The following is a 17387-nucleotide window of genomic DNA, read 5'->3' as shown; positions in this document are numbered from 1 at the left end:
TCGGGGCGCAATTTCAAGTCGATTCACATGCACAAGCTTTCTCGCCGGACCCTTGCCGGCCTGGCCTGTTTCGCGCTGACGCCATATGGCGCGGCATTGGCGGCCGACACGGACGCCGCCAGGGCATTCGGAGCGCGGCCCGCCGTGCTGAGCGCCAGCCTTTCGCCGGACGGGCAGTCGATCGCCCTGGTCCAGCCCCTGGCCGAGGGCCAGGCCAGCGCCGTCTTCGTGGCGAAGCTGGATGGCGGCGGCCAGCCCAAGCCGATCCTGACGGCAGACGGCAAGCCCTACCGGCTGATGGGCTGCGGCTGGGTGTCGAACACGCGCTTGGTCTGCGAGCTCTACATGCTGCTGAAGACCGACTGGAAGCGGATGCAGTACGGACGTCTGCTGGCGGTCAACGCCGACGGGTCCGACCCGCGAGAGCTTTCGGCCAAGCCGTCCGGCTGGGAACTGGGTTTCCACCAGGATGGCGGCGCGATCATCGATTGGCTGGCCGACGACACCAGCGGCGCTGTGCTGATGACTCGCCAGTACGAGGGCGAGGTCTCGACGGGCAACCTGTTGGGCAAGGGCGAGAAGAAGGGCTTGGCCGTCGAGCGCGTCGACACCGGGGATATGACCCGGACGGGCGTCGAGGCGCCGCGCGGCGACGTCATAAGCTACGTCTCCGACCAGCACGGCGCGCTGCGGGTCATGGCCATCGCGCCGAAGAACAGCACCGGCTACATCATCGGACCGGTGATCTATTTCCATCGTCCGGCCGCCGGCGGGGCGTGGCAGCCGATCCCGCGCACGGTCGAGCTGGCGGACTTCCGGCCCGAAGCGGTCGATCGCGACCTGAACGCCGTCTACGGTTTTCAGCCGGTGAACGGCCGCGACGCGGTGGTGCGGGTCTCGCTGGACGGCTCGTGGAAGCGCGAGGTCCTGGTGGCGCGCGACGATGTCGACGTGGACCAGTTGGTGCGGGTCGGGCGGCAACACCGCGTGGTCGGGGCCAGCTTCGTCACCGACAAGCGCCAGACCGTGTTCTTCGATCAGGGCCTGAAAGGCCTGGAGGCGGCCCTGACCAAGGCGCTGCCGGGCAATCCGCGCGTGAGCTTCGTCGACGCCAGCCTGGACGAGAAGCGGCTTCTGCTCTGGGCCGGCAGCGACATCGATCCTGGCCGCTACTACCTGTACGACCGCAACACCAAGCGCCTGGCCGAGGTGATGCCCGAACGCCCGGATCTGGCCGGCTACAAGTTGGCGCCGGTCAAGGCGATCACCTACGCGGCGGCTGACGGCGCGGCGATCCCCGCCTATCTGACTCTGCCGCCCGGCTCGGACGGCAAGAACATCCCGGCCATCGTGATGCCGCACGGAGGACCCAGCGCCCGCGACGAGTGGGGCTTCGACTGGCTGTCGCAGTACTTCGCCCATCAGGGCTACGCGGTGTTGCAGCCCAACTTCCGGGGCTCGTCCGGCTATGGCGAAGCGTGGTTCCAGAAGAACGGCTTCCAGTCGTGGAAGACGGCGATCGGCGACGTCGCCGACGCCGGCCGCTGGCTGACCGCTCAAGGGATCGCCGCGCCGGGCAAGCTCGCGATCGTCGGCTGGTCCTATGGCGGCTACGCGGCGCTGCAGAGCGGGGTGGCGGATCCCGACCTGTTCAAGGCCATCGTCGCCGTCGCGCCGGTCACCGACCTGGAGAGCTGGCGTCAGGAATTCAAGGATTTCACCAACTACAAGGTCGTCGATGCGTTCATCGGGCGCGGTCCGCACGTCAAGGAGGGCTCGCCCGCCCAGAACGCCGAGAAGATCAAGGCGCCGGTCCTGCTGTTCCATGGCGACCAGGACGTCAATGTCGGCGTCGGCGAATCCCGCCTGATGCAAGCCAGGCTGAAGAGCGCCGGCGCCAAATCGGAGCTGATCGTCTATCCCGGCCTCGACCACCAGCTGGACGACGCGCCGACCCGCGGCCAGATGCTGAGCCGGGCCGACGCGTTCCTGAAAGCGTCGCTGGGCCTCTAGCCCTTGGCCAGCTCCAGCGCCTTGTCCAGGGCCTGATCGGCCGGGACGGCGACGTCCGGTTGGATGCCGACGCCTTCCCAGTCCCAGTCGGTGTCCGGATCGAAGGTCCGGCCCACGGGGATGAAGGCGGCCAGGCCCGCGCCCAGGGGTTCGAAGCCGCCGAAGTGGTTGGCCCCGCCGGTATGCTCGCCCACCAGGATGGCGCGGTGGGTGCGCTTGAAGGCCAGGGCCAGGTGCTCGGCGGCCGAGCCGGTGCGAGTTGAGGTCAGGTAGAAGACCTTGGCGTCCCGCAGGCGGGTCTCGGCGTTGGGGGTCACCCAGTGCTCGCGGCGATTGACGCCCTTGGGCGCGCTGACCGGGCGCATGTTGGGATCCCCGCGCGTCGGATCGCCTCGCATGTCGACGACCGACTGGGCCATGTCCATGCTGACCAGCCGTGTTGGCTGGGCGTAGAGATAGGGCAGCATGACGTTCATCTCGGCCGGGCCGCCGCCGCGATGGGTGCGAGCGTCGAAGATGATCGCCTTGGCGTCGGCGTGCTCCTTCATGAAGGCGTCTAGCGTCGCCAGGGTCTCGGGCGCGCCGTCGAACATGTTGAACTTGATGTAGGCGACGCCGTCGGCGATCCATTTGGGATCCTCGATGGCCGGCGGGCGCGGTCCGCCAGGACCAGGACCAGGACCAGGGCCGGGGGCCGGCCCGGGACCGATGCGCATGCGGCGGGGCCCGCCACCGGGCCCGCCGTCCGGCGAGCCTAACGCCACGCGCAGATGGTTGTCGGGGTGCACTGCCCGCAGGTCGTCGGTCAGGCGCTTGGCCAGCGCCATCGGATCGGTGATCTGGATGTAGGTGGCCTTGTTGGCCCGCAGCATCGCCGCGTACCGCTGACCCTGGGCCGGCTCGACATAGGCGGTCTCCAGCTTGCCGGCCAGGCTCTCGATCGCCGCAGCGTAGTCGGCGGGCGAGGCCGCGACGGGCGCGGGGGCGGGCGGCGGAGGCTGCTCCTGGGCCAGGACGGGTTGGAGGGTGGCCAGGGCCAGGCTGGCCCCGATCGCGATGACCAAATTGCGCCGCACAGTTCATCTCCTTATGCGTAATGAGACGGATGGGGAGTCGATCGACGCGTGGAAGTCCTGACGGAAATCTCTCGGAAAGCTGAACTGTCGCGAAACCCGCCGCGAATGGCGTTCGGCGAGGTGTCGATCGACGTCGAGAGCCGCCGCGTGCGCGCGCCGTCGGGGGCGAGCAATCTGGAGCCGCGCGTCTTCGACCTGCTGATGACGCTGGTGGAGCGGCCCGGCCTGACGGCCTCGCGCGACCACTTGATCGAGACGGTCTGGGGCGAGGTCGACGGGTCCGACGAGGCGCTGAGCCAGGCGGTGGCCAAGCTGCGCCGGGCCCTGGGCGACGACGCTCGCGCGCCCCGCTTCATCGAGACCGTGCCCAAGCTGGGCTATCGCTGGATCTTCGAGGACCCCCCGGGGCGTCTGCCGCCCGCGCAGCGTTGGTCGTTGGGGCCGGCCTGGGTGGCGGCGGGCGCGGTGTTGGCCATCGCGGTCGGCGGGGCGGGCGGCGTCGGCGCCTATGCGTGGGCCAAGGCCGCCGAGCCGCGCAAGTTCGAGATCCGCAAGGTCCGCATGGAACGCACGGCCGACGGCCGCTGCCTGCGGCAGGTCCAGGTGATCCGGGGCGAGGGCGTTCCCTCGGCCGCCCAGAGCGCGCCGCCCAAGCCCTCGTCGCCGGGCTGCGAGGCGCCCGGGATCCCGCGCGAACTCGTCGAACGCTGAGAGTCTATCGCGCCGTGTCGTCCAGGAAGGCCGAGGCCCAGACCAGCGGAGCGTTCCAGTTGATCGCCACCTCGTTCTGGGTGAAGGCGCGGTAGTCGTCGGTCCAGCAGGTCTGGGGCCGGCATTGGGCCTTCATGTCCTTGGCCACAGGGTCGCTCATACTGGTCGAGTTGGGGCCGCCGGACAGCACCCCGGCCGGCGGCTCGGGATAGGCCGGATCGGCCTGGTGGGCCCAGAAGCGATGGTGCGGATGGCGCATCGGCCGCGCGCCGAAGCCGGTGACGTACGAGCGGTCCAGCGGGTTGCGGCCCAGGACGTAGTCCAAGGCGTCGACCGCGCCGAGGCGATAGGCGATCTCGCCGGTGAAGTCATAGGCGACGCCCAGCACGAGCACGCGGTTCAGCACCGAGCTGTTCGAGCCCCACGGATAGCCCGGCCCGGCAAAGGGCAGGGCGTAGCCCTGGCCCAGGTCGTCGCCCAGATACTTGCCGGCGCTGGCGATCAGGTTGGCGCGGGCCTGGGCCACCTCGGCGGGCTTCAGGCCGCTGGGCGCCAAAGCCAGGGTCATCGTGCCCAGCGCCCCGACCGAACCCCAGCTGATGTCGCCGGTCGGTCGGGCGCCGGCGGTCGGTGAGGCCAGGAACAGGGGCGAAGCGCGCAGGGCCTTCTCGTACCGCGCCTCACCGGTCGTCGCGTAGAGCTCGGCGGCGGCCCAGTAGGCCTCGTCGGTCAGGTCGCCGTCGCCATAGCCGCCGCTGCCGGTGAAGGGGCCGATGGCGTAGATGTCCGGGTGAGCCTGCGCGGCGGCGAAGGCGCGGCGGGCGGCGTCCAGACACTTTGCCGCGAACGCCGGATCGATCGGCTTCCACACCCGCGCGGCCTGGGCGGCCACGGCGGCCAGGTTCAGGGTCGCGCCGGTGGTGGGATAGTAGAGATAGCGGGTCTGCCTGTCGTCGGCCGGGGCGGTCGGCAGGGCCGTCCAATTGCGGTCGGCCAGCTTCTGATGGGCCATGCCCGCGGCGTCGATCGCGGTCAGGACCAGCTTGCCGTCGACCGGCTTCTGTTTGCCGATCGGGACCTGCAGGGTCTTGCCCTCGGGAACCTGCATGGCCAGCAGGAAGGTCAGCTCGAACCGGGCCTCGTCGAGGATGTCGGGGACGCCGTTGGCGTTCTCGGGCAGGGCTTGCGAGCCGTCGCCGAGGGCCTTCAGCGCGCCGGGGCGCTTGAGCACGGCGGCGCGCTCATAGGCGTTGACCAGGGTCCAGACGGAAATGCCGCCGTTGACCACGTACTTGCCCTGGTCCCCGGCGTCGTACCAGCCGCCGCTGGCGTCCAGGGTGTAGTCGCAGCCGGGCCAGACCTGGCCGCGCTCGTCGGCCTGGTCGAAGCAGGTCGCCTTGTCCGGCGCGTGGCCGGCGGGGCGGGCCAGATCCGGGCGCTCGACGAAGCGGGCCTCGATCGGGACGCTGGCCCGCTGTTGGTAGAAGAACGACAGGGCCGCGCGGGTCAGCTGGCCGTCCGGCCTGGCCTTCAGGGCGAACGGGCGGCTCTCGGCGGCTCCGACCTTCAGGCGATAGCCGTCGCCGGTCTTGCGGACGGCCGAGAAGTCGATCTGGTGGACGTGCTCGCCCGAGGCGGCGTCGTCGCCGAACACCCTGGTCTTGCCCCCGGCGACGACCGCGCCCGACGCGTCCAGCAGGGTCCAGTCCAGCGGCGCGGTCGCGGGATCGGCCAGCACGGCGCGCTTGGGGCCCGAGGCTTCGAGGCCGGTCTGGTTCAGGCGGATGGGGCGAGGCGCTTCCTCGGCCCGCGCGGCGCCGGTCAGGGCCAGGAGGGAGACAAAAGGCAGGACCGGGATCATCGACGCTTCCTCCATGACGCGTCGCGGGCGCGCCTTGTCGTCAAGCTAGCGGCTGGACGACAGCGTTGTCACGGCCTTTGTTAGCGGTATCTCTGGGCGCGAGGCCGGAACGAAAAACGCCGCCCGAGCGGATCGGGCGGCGTTCGAAGCGGCTTTGAGGCGCGCTTAGTTCTGCGGCGGAGCGCCTTCCGGCGGCGGACCGGGGGGCGGGAAGCCTTGCTGCATGCGACGGGCGCGCATCTGTTCGAAGGCGGTCTTCAGCTCCGCGAGCGTGATCTTGCCGTCCTTGTCGGCGTCGATCATGGCGAAGCGCTCTTCCGGACGGCCAGCGCCCGTCCATTCGGCCTTGTCGACGACGCCGTCGGCGTTGGCGTCCCAGCGCTTGAAGACGTCTTCCGGAGCCGGCATCTGGCGCGGCGGTCCCGGGGGCGGGCCTTCCTGAGCCAGGGCGGTGGTTCCGGCGAGCGTGGTGAGTGAGGCGAGCGCGACGAGAAGCGTGCGGCGCATGGAGGGTGTTTCCTTCCCCGATGAATGTCCCGGATCGCTCTTCGGCCCCAATTGTTGCGGGCTTATTTCGCGATTGCGGCGGGATCGGGCGGGCGTCCCGAGGCCGGGAGCCCACCCGCGCCGGGCTAGAACTTGTACTGCAGGCCCAGGCTGAACTGCCGGCCGGTGTGGGTGTAGACGAACGTGCTGTCCCGGTCGGAGTCGATGAACTGCCGGTTGAAGCGGTCGAAGATGTTCAGCCCCTCCAGCGACAGCTTGAAGTGGTCGCTGATCTGGTACGAGGCGGCCATGTCGAAGGTCAGGTTCGGTGAATAGCCTTCCAGGTCCTGCAGCGGGTTGTTGGCGGGGAGGGCGACGATCGACTTGTCGCGATACGAGGCCGAGACGCGGGCGCTGAACTTCTCGTCCTCGTAGTAGAGGGTGGCGTTGTAGGCGTTTTTCGACAGGCCGACGAGGTCGTTGGTGGTGACGCCGCCGGCAGCCAGGAAGTAGTCAATCTGGCTGTCGACATAGGTGTAGTTGAACAGCGCGCCCGTGTGGCGCAGCAGGCCTGGCAGGAAGGTGAAGGCCTGCTGGTAGTTGATCTCGAAACCCTTCAGCGGGCCGCCCGGCGTGTTCAGGGGCCGGGTGACGGTGATCGGGGTGTTGTCCGGATCGACGCCCGACGACCCCAGCAGCGCCATCGGCAAGCCGGTCTGACGGAAGGTCAGCTGCTGCGACTGGTTCTGCACATAGGTCTCGATGTCCTTGTAGAACAAGCCCACGCCCAGGATCGCGCCGGGGGCGAAGTACCACTCGGCGCCGACATCGGCCGTCCAGGCGCGGATCGGATCCAGGGTCGGGTTGCCCGAGGTCATCGACGGGGTGCCGGTCAGGTTCAGGCTGCCGCCGGGCGTCAGGAAGCCCAGCTCGGGCCGCGACACGGTCTTGGCGCCCGAGAAGCGCAGCACCAGGTCCGGCGTGGCGTCCACCGAGATGTTCAGCGACGGCAGGACGTCGGTATAGCTGTGTTCGGCGGTGACCTGCTGCGGCGTCAGGCCGATCTGGTAGCCGCGCGACTCCAGTTCGGTCTTGGCGATGCGGAAGCCGACGTCGCCGCGCACCGGCACGCCGCCGATCTCGGTCTTCAGGTCGGCCTGCAGATAACCGGAGGTGACCTTCTCGTCGACGCGGCGGATGCCGCCATAGTTGGGGACCAGGTTGTAGAGGCCGGTCTTGCTGTAGAGGTTCTGGCCGGCGACGAACTTGTCGTAGTCGATGGTCGCCCAGGCCGACGGGAAGACGCCGGCGTCGATGCCGTGGCCGCCGAAGCCGCTGACCACCTTGGTCACCGCCTTCAGCTCGGCCGAGGTCATGGTCGGGACCAGGAAGTTATTCGGCCGCTGATAGGCCGAGGTGTCGAACGAGAACTCGTCATAGTGCCCGCCGACCTTGATCGTCAGGGCGTCGTCGACGGCCCAGGCCAGGTTCAGGTCGGCGGTCTTGTAGATGTTGGTCGTGAAGATCTGCTGCAGCCGCACCTCGGCGTTGGGAGCCGCGAAGCTGTACTGGGTCGCGTCGGTAACGTCGAAGCCGTGGGTGATGGTCGGCTGGTCGCGGTTCTTGCGGAAGTCGATCGTCATGCTCGTATTGGGCCGCTGGAACATGATCGTCGTCGTCATCGGCTGGTCGTAGTCGGACTTCGAGTAGCCGATCAGGCCCTTGACGGTGATCCGGTCGGTCAGCTCGTGCGTCCCGGCGAAGGTGTACTGCTGGAAGACGTTCTGGAACTCGTCGTGCTGGGTGTCCGAGCGCAGATCGACGCCGTCGAAGCGGGCGAAGTCGACGTCATAGACCGTCTGGCCGAAGTTGGCGCCGGCTGTGTGGCTGGTCCCGGCGTTGCGCAAAACGAGCTCGCGCACGGCCGTCTGCGGCTTGCCATTCTGGCTGATGGCGCGGGCGAACGAGAAGCCCTCCAGCCAGTTCTCCTCGCGCTTGACGTCATAGTTCGAATAGAGGGCGTCGAAGCTCAGCGACGTGCGCGAGGTCGGCTTCCACTGCAGGGCCAGGGTGGCGCCGGTGCGCTCCTGGTCGTGGTGGAAGCGCCCGTAGCGGGGCAGGCGCGGGAAGAATACGGTCGAGCGGTTGGCCTGGTCGAAGACGGTGTCGGTGGGCGCCGGCCGCGCCACGCCGGTCGCGCAGTTGAAGGCGTCGGTGCCGTTGGCGGCGTTGTCGGCCGGGTTCTGCGGCGCGCGGCCCACGGGCGTGCAGAAGCCGCCGTCGACCGTCGCGGGGTTCCAGCCGCCCGAGCCCCACTGGTCCTCGAGGAACTTGCGCTTGCTGTAGGCCAGCGAGGCCTGCGCCCCGAACTCGCCCCAGGCGGTGTCCCAGCGATTTCCGACCACGGCGGTGAACTTGGGGTCGACGTTCTTGGCCAGGTCATTCCAGCCGGCCGCGGCGCCCAGAACGAAGGTCAGGCCCTTCTGGTCCAGCGGGCGAGCGGTCTCCAGGTCGACGGTGGCGCCCAGCGAGCCTTCGATCACCTCGGCCTGGGCGGTCTTGCGCACCGTGATGCCGCTGAACAGCTCCGAGGCGAAGGTGTTGAAGTCGAAGCCGCGACCCAGGTTCGCGCCGCGGTCGCTGGTGGTCGCGCCGCTGGTCGACTGGGCTTCCATGCCGTTGATGCGGACGCGGGTGAAGGCCGGCGGCAGGCCGCGGACGGTGATCGTGCGCCCCTCGCCGGCGACCCGCGTGATCGAGACGCCGGGCACTCGCTGGATCGACTCGGCCAGGTTGGCGTCGGGGAAGTCGGCGATGTCCTCGGCCTTGATGGCGTCGACCACGCCCGAGGACTGCCGCTTGACGTTCAAGGCGCTCTTCAGGCTCTCGCGGAAGCCGGTGACGACCACTTCCTCGACCGTGTTGTCGGGCGCGGCCTGGGCGTGGGCGCCGGTTGCGGCCATCGCACCAACAAATGCCAGGGCCAGCAACGAGCAACCCGAATTCCAGCCCTGCTTGGACGACGACATGGGGACCTCCTGACGGGGGCCGACCGCGCCGCGCCCCTGATGTTTCCAACCCGAGGCTCCCGGTTGACCCGGTTCAGCGCTCTGCCTTGCAAAATTCCCACATATTGAGAGTGAGTCTCACAAGTTAGACGATATATGTACGACAAATGACGCCGCTGCAAGCTGCGGTACACGGTGCTCGCCGGAAAGTTGGGAGGGGCGCACGAAATCCTCTCCCTACGGAAGAGGGAGCATGAAAGTACGGGGATTGAGCGTGTTGTATCCCCGGCGTTCGCGAGATCGAACTCCACGAAATCAATGACTTCTCACTTTTACGCGATCCTGAATGATCCGCGCTCAGACCCGCCTCATACTCAGAGCTGTCCCCGTCGCGAGGGGAGGGCGCTTGGATCCGGCCCAAAGCGGCGATGGGGATAGGTTGAGCGGGGCCGCTGGCGGTTCCCGAGCGGTCAAGTCAGGTCGTGTGGCTTACTCTTTAGGAGCGCGCACGGGTGGCAGGACCGTCCGGGGTCAAGCCGACAGCGGAGCGACAGGGCGGTGATCGTACAAGCCGCCTATCGTGGATCGTCGGGGTCGAGACGGAGTAGCCGATCGACTTGGTCCACGCCCGTCCGGGGGTAACGGAGGCCCGAGCAGACAACGCTCACGCCCGCCGTCCTCACGGGCAAGAACAGCCTGGCGGAGCGGTCGTCCGAGCCGAAACGTAAAATCAACCTCACGGTCTCCGGGTTCGCCCGGCCGCTCCGTCGCCTCCCCACCACCTTCAGCGGCCAGGCCGCGTGAAGCGGCGACGCCGTGCGCCTCGCGGGCCGTCCGCGACCCATCGTCCCAGATTCACGATTAACCGGGATTCACCATGGCTGGGGAGGCCGCCTTAACCATCCGACCCCATGCTGTACTGAAATGGGATTGGAGGGGCGGGCATGGCCCAGCACGTGGAAACCTTGGTGATCGGCGCCGGCCCGGCGGGCCTGACGACCGCCTATACCCTGGCCAAGGCCGGGCGGGGCGTGACCGTGCTGGAGATGGACCCGACCTATGTCGGCGGCATCAGCCGGACCGTCGACTACAAGGGCTTCAAGTTCGACATCGGCGGCCACCGGTTCTTCTCGAAGAGCCAGGAGATCGTCGACCTCTGGAACGAGATCCTGCCCGACGACTTCATCGACCGCCCGCGCCTGTCGCGGATCTATTATCGCGAGAAGTTCTACGCCTATCCGCTGAAGGCCTTCGAGGCGCTGGCGAACCTGGGCGTCTGGACGGCCGCCAAGTGCATGGCCTCGTTCGGCTGGGCCAAGTTCCGCCCGATCGCCGCGCCCACCACCTTCCACGAATGGGTCCGCAACCAGTTCGGCGAGAAGCTGTTCTCGATCTTCTTCAAGACCTACACCGAGAAGGTGTGGGGCATGAGCTGCGACGAGATCTCGGCCGACTGGGCCAGCCAGCGCATCAAGGGCCTGGACCTGGCCGCCGCCATCATCGACGGCGTCAAGCGCTCGCTGGGGGTCAAGGCCAAGGCCGGCGTTGAGGGTTCGCCCAAGACCCTGATCGAGAGCTTCCGCTATCCCCGAAAAGGCCCCGGCATGATGTGGGAGGCCTGCGCCGAGAAGATCACCGCCCTGGGCGGCGAGGTCCGGATGGGCCGCAAGGTCGACGGTCTGCACCATGACAAGCTGGCCAAGATCTGGACCGTCTCGGTGACCGGCGCGGACGGCAAGAAAGAGATCTACACGGCCGACAGCGTCGTCTCCTCGGCCCCGATCCGCGAGCTGATGCACGCCGTGTCGCCTACGCCGATCAGCGTCTTCCACGCCGGCGAGCTGATGTATCGCGACTTCATCACCGTGGTGCTGATCGGCAAGCCGCAGAAGGAGCTGCCGGACAACTGGATCTACATCCACGATCCGTCGGTGAAGGTCGGCCGCGTGCAGAACTTCCGCTCGTGGTCGCCGGAGATGATCCCGGACGGCGTCTCGACCTGCCTGGGCCTGGAGTACTTCTGCTTCGAGGGCGACGGCCTGTGGACCAGCTCCGACGAGGACCTGGTCGCCCAGGCCAAGCGCGAGATCGGCAAGATCGGCCTGATGGAGCCGGCCGATGTCTACGACGCCTGCGTGGTGCGCCAGCCCAAGGCCTATCCGGTCTATGACGACGCCTATGCCGAGCACATCAAGATGATCCGCCTGGACCTGAAGATGCACTTCCCGGGCCTGCATCTGGTCGGCCGCAACGGCATGCACAAGTACAACAACCAGGACCACGCCATGATGACCGGCCTCTTGACGGCCGAGAACATCATCGCCGGCGAGATCGTCCACGACGTGTGGGAGGTCAACGAGGACGCCGAGTACGGCGAAGCCGGGGTCTCCGGCGCCCGCGCGGCCCTGCGCAGCGAACGCGCCGTGCCCAAGAAGGTCGCCGCCTAACCATGGGTCTTGCGCGACAGCTCTGGCGGCGGCTGCCTGAAGGGCTGCGGGAGCTGCTGCTCTACGGTTTCGCCAGCGCCCTGGCGCTGGGGGTCGACTGGGGCCTGCTGCTGGTCCTGACCAAGCTGGGGGTGAACTATCTGCTCGCCTCGGCGACCGGCTTCACTAGCGGCATCGGCGTGACCTACGGGCTGTCGGTCTCGGTGGTGTTCCGCCATCGGCTCGTCGCCGACCGCAAGCGCGAGTTTCTCGGCTTTCTCGGCGTCGGCCTGGCCGGCCTGATCCTGACCCAGGGCCTGATGGCGCTGTGGGTCGAGGCGCTGCGCATGACGCCGGGCCTGGCCAAGATCCCGACCGCGGGCCTCGTGTTCGTGTTCAACTTCACCGTCCGCCGGGCGCTGCTGTTCCGCGCGCCCGGCGTCGACGCCGCCCGGACTTGAGGAGCCTCATGCCGGGCCGCCCCGCGCGTTTCGCCGCCGACCGGGGGCTGGGCCTGCTGGCCGCGTTCAGCGTCTTCCTGCTCAGCCGTCCCTATCCCGGCGTCTATCACGACGGCCGCCTCTATATCGCCGACGCCCTAGCCAAGCTTGACCCGGCCGGCGTGGGCCAGGACCTGATGTTCGTCCACGACGGCCAGTTCGGCTTCAGCCTGTACACGCCGATCCTGGCCCGGCTGATCGCCATGCTGGGGCCGTCGGGCGGGACGATGGCGATTGTCGTCCTGACCCTGACCCTGTGGTTCGCCGCGGCGGCGCTGCTGGTCGAGCGGCTGCTGGCCGATCGTCCGCCGGCCGTGCGCTGGGCGGCCCTGATGCTCATCGTGGCGCTGCCGCCGTCGTACGGGCCGCTGAACGCGCTGAGCTATGCCGAACCCTACGCCACGCCCCGGGGGCTGGCCGAGGCCGCGGGCCTGGCCGGCATGGCCGCCTATCTGTCGGGACGCAGGATCCTGGGCCTGGCCGCCTGCGCGGCGGGCATGCTGTTCCATCCCATCATGGGCCTGTGCTCGGCCGCCGCCATCGGCCTGGCCCTCTGCCTGGAGGACCGTCGCTGGCTGTGGGCCGCCCTGGCCGGCCTGGCGCTGGCGGCGCTCGCTGGCCTGCTGCGCCTGCCGTTCGCCGACCGCATCGTCACGGTGATGGAGCCGGCCTGGCGCGCCGTCGTCGAAAGGCGCAGCCCGATCGTCTTCCCGTCGCAATGGCCCGTTGAGACCTGGAGCCTGATCGCGCTTCACCTCTGCAGCCTCGCCGCCGGCGCCGCGCTGCTGCGAGACGCGCCGCGCCGGCTGGCCGTGGGCGCCCTGGCCGCCGGCTTACTGGGCGTGGCGGTGTCGGCGCTTCTCGGCGAGCGCCTGTCGCTGCTGCTGTTCCTGCAGATGCAGACCTGGCGGGCGTTGCAGCCGGCGGCGGTGCTGGCCGCCGCCAGCATGGCCCTGCTGTGCGCCGAACTGCCCAGGCGTGGGCCGCTGAGCCTGTGGGGACTGGCCCTGCTGGGCGTGGCCTGGATCTTCCGCGAGGCCAGCCACCTGGCGCTGATCGTCGCGCCCATCGGCCTGCTGTGCGTGCTGTGGGGGCAAAGGATCCGCTTAAGCCGCCCCGCGCTGATCGGCGGAGCCGCTGTCTGCGCCTTGGCGGCGGCGGCGATCGCCTACGGCGCGCTGCGCGTCATCGACCTGGCGGGCGCCCTGGCGGCCATGCCGTCGGCCTGGCCTTTCGGCCTGGTCTTCGTCTGGGCCAGCGATCTGCCGAGCCTGCTCGTCGGCCTGATGGTCGGCGCGGGGCTGGCCTGGGGCTGGCGACCGGCGGCGGCCTTCCGAATTGTCGGCGTGGCGGCGCTGTGCGTTCTGGCGTTGGCGCTTTGGGACGATCGCTCGCCGTTCGTGCGCGAGCGCGACCAGGGCAGGGACGCCGTCCTAACGGCCATGACGGCGTCGCGGCCCGGCGCGGTGCTCTGGATGTTGGGCGACGTCGAGCCGTGGATGTTGATGGGGCGGCCCAGCTGGACCAGCAGGCTGCAATCGGCCGGCGTGGTGTTCTCCCGGCCGCTGGCGCTGGAGCTCAAGGACCGCGCCCGGCGCCTGATCGCGTCCGGCCTGGTCGAGGACGACTGGCTGACATCGCCGCGCGCGGCGATCGCCCCGCCGCCGCCGCCTCGGCTGGCGAGCGTTCGCGCGTTCTGCGCCGCGCCGGACGCGCCGGCGTGGATCGTCTGGGCCTATTGGAAAGACGCCGTCCTGGAGCCGGGACTGAAGGCGCGAGACTGGACGCCGCGGCGCCCGTTCACGCAGGTGACACCCAACGGTTGGTTGACGGCCAGCCGCTACGCGGTGATCCCGTGCGCCGGCGACTGATCGGTCTTGTCGGTCGCCTCGGGCGTCGTCAGGCGGCCAGCGGTCCAGCAGACGAAATGCACGATCGCGTCGGCCAGGCCGACCATCGCCGCCAGCACGAAAACGCTCGAAATAATCAGGATCGCCAGAACCGACATGATGGTCTCCTGTCCGTTTCATCTAGCGGCGGGGAGAAATTTTCGTTCCCGTGGCAGCGCTTCCAAATCACGAAAACCATCTATTTGGTTGACAACGTTGTCACGCTTCCGGTGAATGGCGCGTCCGCGCAAAGACGGACTCAGAGACATCGTCACTAGGGAGTGGTGCAGTGATTGCGGTGAAATACAGCCTCGAGGGCGCCGTCCGATGACCGACGCCGCGATCGCGAAATCCACGACCCAAGTCGGGGGCAAGAACGGCGGCGGCGTCGCCGTCGTCTACGTGACCTGCCTGTTCTTCATCTGGGCCCTGGTCACCAATCTGCTGGACCCGCTGCTGAAGACCATGAAGACGGTTTTCACCCTGACTCCGGTCGAAGCCAACCTGACCGGCTTCGCCTTCTTCATCGCCTACGGCGTCATGTCGATGCCCTCGGCGGCCTTCCTGTCGAAGCTGGGCTACGCCAAGTCGGTGATGGTCGGCCTGGGCGGCATCGTCGTCGGCTGCTTCATCGCCATCGCCGCGGCCAAGCTGCACACCTTCGCCCTGGTGCTGACCGCCCTGTTCGTGATGGCCTCGGGCATCACCCTTCTGCAGGTCGCCGCCAATCCGCTGATCGCCTCGATGGGCCGTCCCGAGGACAGCTCGTTCCGCCTGAACCTGTCGCAGGCGTTCAACTCGCTGGGCGCGGCCTGCGGCCTGTGGTTCGGCGCCAACTTCCTGCTGAAGGGCGAGATCTTCAAAAAGGGGATCACGATCACCGAGCCGATGCGCGAGCAGGCGCTGGGCTTCGTCTCCAACGTCTATTTCGTCATCGGCCTGGGTCTGGCCCTGTTCATCCTGGCCATCTTCTTCGTGCGCCAGCGGATCACCGAAGCCGCCCCGAAGACCGGCCATTTCGTCAACCCGCTGACGGCCCTGTCATCGAAGTGGGCCAATCTCGGCGCGATCGGCATCTTCCTCTATGTCGGCGCCGAGGTGGCGATCTCGCTGAACCTGCTGCTGTTCATCGAGCAGGCCCATATCCTGAACATCCCGGCCGAGCAGGCCGGCAAGATGACCACCTTCTACATGGTCTTCGCCATGATCGGCCGCTTCAGCGGCTCGGCCCTGCTGAAGTCGTTCAAGGATTACGCCCTGCTGACCGTCGTCGCTCTGGGGGCGATCGCGCTGAGCCTGGTCGTGATCCTGACCAAGGACATGGTCCCCAGCGCCCATGCCGGCGAGATCAGCCTGCTGCTGGCCACCGTGCCGGTGACCACCGGCCTGATCCCGGCCTTCGCGGCGCTGCTGATCGGCCTGTTCAACTCGATCATGTTCCCGACCATCTTCACCCTGACCCTGCAGCGCTCGTCGGCCCCGGCCTCGGCGACCTCGGGCCTGCTATGCATGGCCATTGTCGGCGGCGCCTTCCTGCCGCTGGCCTTCGGCAAGATCGAGGAAATGACCGGCTCGAAGTCGCTGGCCTTCGTCGCGCCGCTGATTTGCTACCTCTACGTCCTGTGGTTCTCGCTGGCCGCCAAGAAGGCCCCGACCCACGAGATCGAGGAAGGCGTGGCCGGCGGCCACTAGAGCCAACCAACTCGCACCTGCAAGCGCGCCCCGGGAAGTCCATCTTCCCGGGGTTCTTTTTTGGCTCGGCCTAGTGCGCGTCCCGCGGCGGCGCGCCGGCCATGGGCGGCGGCTTGCAGAACGGCGCCATGACCAGGGCGGCCAGGAACAGCATCGCCATCACCCGGAAGACGTCGTTGAACGCCAGGGTCAGGGCCTCGCGGCCCACGACCTTGGCCAGTTCGCCCTGCAGGATCAGCGCCGCCTGGGCCGTGTCGGGCGTGCGCTCGGCGATGCGAGCGGCCAGGGTCCCCAGCGCGTCGGTTCCCGAACGACCGGCCTGACCCAGAGCCTCGCCGAACCGGGCGACGTGGATGCGGGCGTTGTCGCCGAGCCAGGTGTTCACGACCGCGATGCCGATCGCCCCGCCCAGGTTGCGCATCAGGTTGAACAGGCCCGAGGCGTAGCGCAGCTCGGCCGCCTCGAACCCGCTCAAGGCCAAGGTCACGCTGGGCACAATGCACAGCATGATCGCGAAGCCGCGCAGAGCCTGCGGGACCAGCAGGGCCATGAAGCCCCACTGGCTGGTCATATGCGAGGTCAGCCACAGCGCGGTGGCGAACAGGGTCAGGCCGACGCTGACGGTGATCCGGGCGTCGACCCGGGTGGACAGGCGGGCGGCGATCACCGTCGACAGGATCTGGGCGACGCCGGTGACCACGACCGTCGCGCCGATCTCCAGGCTGTCATAGCCGCGCACCCGGCCCAGGAAGACCGGGATCAGATAGGTCGACGAATAGAGCCCGAAGCCGATCACCAGGTTGAACAGGCAGGCGAAGGCGAAGGTCGGCTTGCGGAACGGCGACAGCTTCACGATCGGCCCGCCCGAACGCAGCGAGCGCTCGACGAACAGGGCGAAGGCCACGACGGCGACCCAGGCGGCGATGGCGATGCCGGCGTCCTCGAACCACTGCCGTCGCGGGCCTTCTTCCAGCACGTATTCCAACCCGCCCAGGAACACGGCCATGGCGGCCAGATGCGAATAGTCGATGGTCTTCAGCATAGATAGCTTCGGCCGATCGACCTTGATCACATTGATCGCCAGCAGGGTGACCAGGGCTCCAGGGACGATGTTGACGTAGAAGATCGAACGCCAGCCGACGGCCTCGGTCAGCCAACCGCCGACCGTCGGGCCCAGGGTCGGAGCCAGCACGGACACCATGCCCAGGATCGCCGGGATCATCGCCCGCTGCGGTCCCGAGAACATCGCGAAGCCCGTGGCGAACACCGTCGGCACCATGGCCCCGCCGGTGAAGCCCTGCAGAATCCGGAACAGGATCATCGAGTCGATGTCCCAGGCCATGCCGCATAGGGCCGACGACAGGGTGAACAGGCCGGCGGACAAGGCGAACAGCCAGCGTGTCGACAGGGCCTGGGCCAGAAAGGCGGCGAACGGGATCATCACCAGCTCGGCCATCAGGTAGCCGGTTTGCACCCAGCTGATCTCGTCGGGTCCCGCCGATAGGCCGGCCTGCACATTGTTCAGCGAGGCGGCGACGATCTGGATGTCGATCAGGGCCATGAACTGGCCGAACGCCATCACCGCGAAGATCAGGAATTTGGTCGGCGTGGGCAGGGCCCCCGGGTCGATCGGCTTGGCGGCGTCGCTCATGTTCGGGTCCCGGGGCGCGCCCCTTGAAAGTATGACGGTCATCATATTATATGCGTCATGTAATCGAGGCCGCA

12 protein-coding genes are annotated in these 17387 nt (G+C 68.3%); 6 read left to right on the top strand and 6 right to left on the bottom strand.

The window, feature by feature from the left end; all coding sequences use genetic code 11:
- The first annotated feature begins 27 nt into the window (after positions 1 to 27).
- Positions 28 to 2013, top strand: coding sequence for an alpha/beta hydrolase family protein (locus ABIC66_RS06980; protein ID WP_354068865.1), 1986 nt, complete (start codon positions 28 to 30; stop codon positions 2011 to 2013).
- Here ABIC66_RS06980 and ABIC66_RS06975 read toward each other — a convergent pair.
- A complete protein-coding gene (locus tag ABIC66_RS06975; RefSeq protein WP_354068863.1) occupies positions 2010 to 3089 on the bottom strand; it encodes a S41 family peptidase in 1080 nt (359 codons plus the stop codon). The genes ABIC66_RS06980 and ABIC66_RS06975 overlap by 4 nt on opposite strands.
- 105 nt (positions 3090 to 3194) lie before the next feature.
- Here ABIC66_RS06975 and ABIC66_RS06970 point away from each other — a divergent pair, with 105 nt between their 5' ends.
- Complete coding sequence (locus tag ABIC66_RS06970; RefSeq protein ID WP_354068862.1) at positions 3195 to 3800, top strand: winged helix-turn-helix domain-containing protein; 606 nt, start codon at positions 3195 to 3197, stop codon at positions 3798 to 3800.
- Positions 3801 to 3804: 4 nt separating this feature from the next.
- Here ABIC66_RS06970 and ABIC66_RS06965 read toward each other — a convergent pair whose 3' ends face one another.
- The 3 genes from ABIC66_RS06965 to ABIC66_RS06955 all read right to left on the bottom strand — a co-directional run bounded on the left by ABIC66_RS06965 (position 3805) and on the right by ABIC66_RS06955 (position 9176).
- The gene (locus ABIC66_RS06965; protein WP_354068861.1) at positions 3805 to 5676 is read right to left on the bottom strand and encodes a glycoside hydrolase family 9 protein; all 1872 of its coding nucleotides are present in this window, start codon (positions 5674 to 5676) and stop codon (positions 3805 to 3807) included.
- A gap of 150 nt (positions 5677 to 5826) precedes the next feature.
- Positions 5827 to 6168 carry an EF-hand domain-containing protein gene (locus tag ABIC66_RS06960; protein WP_354068860.1) on the bottom strand — a complete coding sequence of 114 codons (342 nt, stop codon included), beginning with the start codon at positions 6166 to 6168 and terminating at the stop codon, positions 5827 to 5829.
- 125 nt (positions 6169 to 6293) lie between these two features.
- Positions 6294 to 9176, bottom strand: a complete 2883-nt coding sequence (locus ABIC66_RS06955) for a TonB-dependent receptor (protein ID WP_354068858.1) — start codon at positions 9174 to 9176, stop codon at positions 6294 to 6296.
- A 923-nt stretch (positions 9177 to 10099) separates the two neighbouring features.
- Between ABIC66_RS06955 and ABIC66_RS06950 the strand changes: the two genes are divergently transcribed.
- From ABIC66_RS06950 to ABIC66_RS06940, 3 genes are read left to right on the top strand one after another with little or no spacing between them, the layout of a single operon-like run.
- Complete coding sequence (locus ABIC66_RS06950) at positions 10100 to 11602, top strand: NAD(P)/FAD-dependent oxidoreductase (protein WP_354068857.1); 1503 nt, start codon at positions 10100 to 10102, stop codon at positions 11600 to 11602.
- Positions 11603 to 11604: 2 nt separating this feature from the next.
- Positions 11605 to 12042: a GtrA family protein gene (locus ABIC66_RS06945; protein WP_354068855.1), complete on the top strand. Its 438-nt coding sequence runs from the start codon at positions 11605 to 11607 to the stop codon at positions 12040 to 12042.
- Between the two features lie 8 nt (positions 12043 to 12050).
- Positions 12051 to 13952, top strand: a complete 1902-nt coding sequence (locus ABIC66_RS06940) for a hypothetical protein (RefSeq protein ID WP_354068853.1) — start codon at positions 12051 to 12053, stop codon at positions 13950 to 13952.
- On the opposite strand, the gene ABIC66_RS06935 is transcribed toward ABIC66_RS06940, so the two are convergent.
- Positions 13922 to 14089, bottom strand: coding sequence for a hypothetical protein (locus tag ABIC66_RS06935; RefSeq protein ID WP_354068851.1), 168 nt, complete (start codon positions 14087 to 14089; stop codon positions 13922 to 13924). The genes ABIC66_RS06940 and ABIC66_RS06935 overlap by 31 nt on opposite strands.
- 208 nt (positions 14090 to 14297) lie before the next feature.
- Between ABIC66_RS06935 and ABIC66_RS06930 the strand changes: the two genes are divergently transcribed.
- The gene (locus tag ABIC66_RS06930; RefSeq protein ID WP_354068850.1) at positions 14298 to 15662 is read left to right on the top strand and encodes a sugar MFS transporter; all 1365 of its coding nucleotides are present in this window, start codon (positions 14298 to 14300) and stop codon (positions 15660 to 15662) included.
- A gap of 70 nt (positions 15663 to 15732) precedes the next feature.
- Here the strand turns inward: ABIC66_RS06930 and ABIC66_RS06925 are convergent, their stop codons facing one another.
- Positions 15733 to 17313: a DHA2 family efflux MFS transporter permease subunit gene (locus ABIC66_RS06925; protein ID WP_354068848.1), complete on the bottom strand. Its 1581-nt coding sequence runs from the start codon at positions 17311 to 17313 to the stop codon at positions 15733 to 15735.
- Positions 17314 to 17387 lie beyond the last annotated feature (74 nt).

The organism is Caulobacter sp. 1776 (assembly GCF_040545685.1).
In the GTDB taxonomy this organism is placed as follows: Bacteria; Pseudomonadota; Alphaproteobacteria; order Caulobacterales; family Caulobacteraceae; genus Caulobacter.
The sequence above is the reverse complement of the archived record's forward strand: the minus strand, read 5'-3'. Positions and strand labels throughout refer to the sequence as shown.

Excerpts from the sequence above, each read along its gene's own strand:
- ABIC66_RS06980 (WP_354068865.1), top strand. The coding sequence starts at position 28 with ATGCACAAGCTTTCTCGCCGGACCCTTGCCGGCCTGGCCTGTTTCGCG.
- ABIC66_RS06970 (WP_354068862.1), top strand. The coding sequence starts at position 3,195 with ATGGCGTTCGGCGAGGTGTCGATCGACGTCGAGAGCCGCCGCGTGCGC.
- ABIC66_RS06965 (WP_354068861.1), bottom strand. The coding sequence starts at position 5,676 with ATGGAGGAAGCGTCGATGATCCCGGTCCTGCCTTTTGTCTCCCTCCTG.
- ABIC66_RS06960 (WP_354068860.1), bottom strand. The coding sequence starts at position 6,168 with ATGCGCCGCACGCTTCTCGTCGCGCTCGCCTCACTCACCACGCTCGCC.
- ABIC66_RS06955 (WP_354068858.1), bottom strand. The coding sequence starts at position 9,176 with ATGTCGTCGTCCAAGCAGGGCTGGAATTCGGGTTGCTCGTTGCTGGCC.
- ABIC66_RS06950 (WP_354068857.1), top strand. The coding sequence starts at position 10,100 with ATGGCCCAGCACGTGGAAACCTTGGTGATCGGCGCCGGCCCGGCGGGC.
- ABIC66_RS06945 (WP_354068855.1), top strand. The coding sequence starts at position 11,605 with ATGGGTCTTGCGCGACAGCTCTGGCGGCGGCTGCCTGAAGGGCTGCGG.
- ABIC66_RS06940 (WP_354068853.1), top strand. The coding sequence starts at position 12,051 with ATGCCGGGCCGCCCCGCGCGTTTCGCCGCCGACCGGGGGCTGGGCCTG.
- ABIC66_RS06935 (WP_354068851.1), bottom strand. The coding sequence starts at position 14,089 with ATGTCGGTTCTGGCGATCCTGATTATTTCGAGCGTTTTCGTGCTGGCG.
- ABIC66_RS06930 (WP_354068850.1), top strand. The coding sequence starts at position 14,298 with ATGACCGACGCCGCGATCGCGAAATCCACGACCCAAGTCGGGGGCAAG.
- ABIC66_RS06925 (WP_354068848.1), bottom strand. The coding sequence starts at position 17,313 with ATGAGCGACGCCGCCAAGCCGATCGACCCGGGGGCCCTGCCCACGCCG.